The 2,939-nt window shown below is 61.0% G+C and carries 2 pseudogenes; both read left to right on the forward strand.

Annotation, left to right across the window (positions count from 1 at the left end):
• Positions 1 to 281: 281 nt before the first annotated feature.
• Positions 282 to 586: pseudogene (locus AC1DJT_RS35575) on the forward strand (IS701 family transposase); the annotation flags it as partial.
• Positions 587 to 1,935: 1,349 nt separating this feature from the next.
• Positions 1,936 to 2,939: pseudogene (locus tag AC1DJT_RS35580) on the forward strand (hypothetical protein); the annotation flags it as partial.

Genomic DNA, 2,939 nt, shown 5'->3' on the forward strand with positions numbered 1-2,939 from the left:
GTAGGCCCTCGTGCGAGGGGGCAGCGACAGGTTCATCCGTGTCGGCGAGTGTGCGCAGGCATGATGTCGCGACCATGGGCATCCTCCGACGGCAGCGTGCCAGAAGGATGCAATGTCCGCCATGGCCCTGTGGGCCAAATTCACCGTCAGCGGAAGTCGCGCGTCTTGACCCTGATCGGATCAAGTTCGAGGGCTGGATGTGGCATTTTGCATGGAACCGTATCTGCGCGAAACGATCTGTAATGCTTCATCCGGCAGCAGTCGCTGAATTCCCTTCGACCCAGCTGGTCGACACCGCCAAGCTGCGCTGGCGGATCGAGCGAGACCATCAGGAGCTCAAGCAGGAGCTGGGCCTGGGTCACTACGAAGGCCGAGCTTGGCGGGGTTTCCACCACCACGCCAGTCTCTGTATCGCCGCCTACGGCTTCCTGGTCGCTCTGAGGAGACGATTCCCCCCTCAGCTCCAGCTCGCGCCCAGGGCCGCCAAACACCTGGCCTTCCCGACGGTTATCGACCGCGGGGATCCTCCCGGTCCGTACCGAGCGGCATGTCCCGACCTCGATCCCGATCCTCAGGCGACGCCTGACCGTGGCCATGGCCAACCGTCTGCAACGATGTCCATGCTGCACAAGTTCCATGGACGCTCAGCGACAGACACGCAATTTATGACGCAGTAAGATTAGAAGCGGCTCCCATTTTTCCGCATCGGCAGGGCGAGTTGGCCGAGCCGGATCAGCAGAGGGAGCGCACTGGGTCACTGCGCCTGACCGTGAGGCGCGGAGGTGGCCAAGAGCAAGTCGTCGATTGCCTTCTTGAGGGATAGGAGCCCTTCACGGCTACTCTGAAGCTGGCACGAAACGACCGKGACGATGGGGACGGTCTGGTCGCGCATCACGGTGGGGCGACTGGTAATCAAAACGATGCTGTAGAGGCCGTTCCCGTGCAGGAGGCCGCCGACGCCGTCGAAGGCTATCGTCGCTGCCCCATAGTCGACGGCGGCAGGCCTTGAGGTCTCCTCGGATGTGGCCAAAATCTAACCCCTTCCCCCTTATCGGAATATTGCCTGACCCTGCCTCACGGCTAGGATTGCAACCGCGGTCCTGAAGGCCAAGCTCGGGGCGCGCGACAATGCGCGCGACAAACGTCTTGACGGTCACACCAAAATTAGAAGCGGCGGCTTGGCCCGCGACGAGCATCATCCCGCCAGCCACAAGTGCGCGCATCCAAGTCTCCCCCTTTGGCGAGTGTGCGGACTAACAGGTGTTTCGGGAAGGGGCTAAAGGGCGCGCCTTTCGCTAGACCGACGTCCTATGAACGAGGGTTGCCCTGCCCGTGGAATGGAGGGACCCACGTGTTGGTGGCTCTCCTTTCATCCTATTGGGTGGCTCCCCAATCAAATTGATGGCGGGCTCCTGAAGCGATTGAATATTCGAGATACGCAGGGTCACGCAGGACGCCGATTCAGGGGGCAAATTGGATGCCTATTCACAGCAGGGTGGGCTCTCCATCATATCGTCCGTAGCTGTCTTTGGTTGATAAAGGCCTCGTACGCTAAGGTCGAACGAAACATGAACGAAATCTCCTTGTGTCTCGCGACTTCCGCGGCAGGGCGTCTGATCCCAGTGGATAACCGTGCCAGCTCGGCAACATTCACCGGTAGTTGGTGCTGCGTGCGGGGTTGAGCAGTGGCAAGGCGCAAGATTCTCAAAGCTCAGGATCGACGGGAGCTTTTAGACATTCCTGCCGATGAGGACAGCCTGATCCGACGACGGCGGTCGATTGCACGGCGCGCAATTGTCGCGTGACCTATTGTGAAGCCAGCGCTCGACCCATTCGGCAGATATTGCCAATAACCGTTCATTAATAACATGAGATTTAGCTGAGAATACCGAATCGTAGGCTATCTGTATTCACGAACCTGTACGGAGGTAGTGGATGACGGGGCGCGACTACTTAACGACTGACCCAGCACTGGCTGAATTTTTGTTGCACCCGGTTTCCGTCAGCGTGGGCGCGCCACGACTTGCAACGACTGCCGAGCGGATTATTCAATCTCCCCAATGGATGAAGCGCCGGCGCGTGCATGAGACGACGCGGCTCTTAGCTTGGCTTTCAGCCATTGTTGCTAGCGCAGTCTGGCTCTCGGCACCGCCCGCCTACGCTCAATCCGCGTGCATAGGGTTTAGTGGAAACGGAGGGGTTACCCAGATTGGCCCGCCTCCATGTACCGTCGGCAATATCCTTGTCGGCTTCGGGACGGCGATCACCGCCACGCTTGGTGCCAATGTGACCGCGAACGGTTCGGTGACGGCCCGGGGGTTCGGGACCGGAATTGATGCCGGCACCAATTCGATCGTCATATTGAACGGTCCGGTGACAGCGAGTGGCCTGGGGTTGGGTGCCAGCAGCGGAGCACGGATCGAGGCCAACGGAATCGTGTTGAGCAATGACGGCGGTGGCGGAGCCATCGCCATGCAGGCCAACGGCGGGACCATCATCGCACGCGCCGTTACTGTGAATTGGCCCAATGGCGGTGGTCAAAGTCTCGTGCAGGCCCTGGCCGGAGGGCTGATCGAGTTTACGTCCGGCTCCTCGATCAACAATCCCAATGGCGGTATCCCGTCCGCCTTGCTCGCTGACGGCGCGGGCAGCCGCATCATTGCCGATGGCCTGCTCGTTTTCATGGGCAACGCCGGCGGCATCACCGGGGCCAAGGCACAAAATGGCGGCAGTATCAGCCTGACCGGAGGCAGCAGGATCACCTTTTCAGGCGGCGGCGGAAGCAGGGGCCTGGTCGCGTCCGGCGTCGGCAGCACGATCAACGCCCAGGACCTCACAATCACTGCCACCAACGGTGGCGGCGACGACATCGGCGCCCGCGCCGAGGCGGGCGGCCAAGTGCATTTCGTCGGCAGCACGGTGAACGTCACGGGTGCGGG

It is taken from the genome of Allobosea sp. 05T422_2 (genome assembly GCF_056396265.1).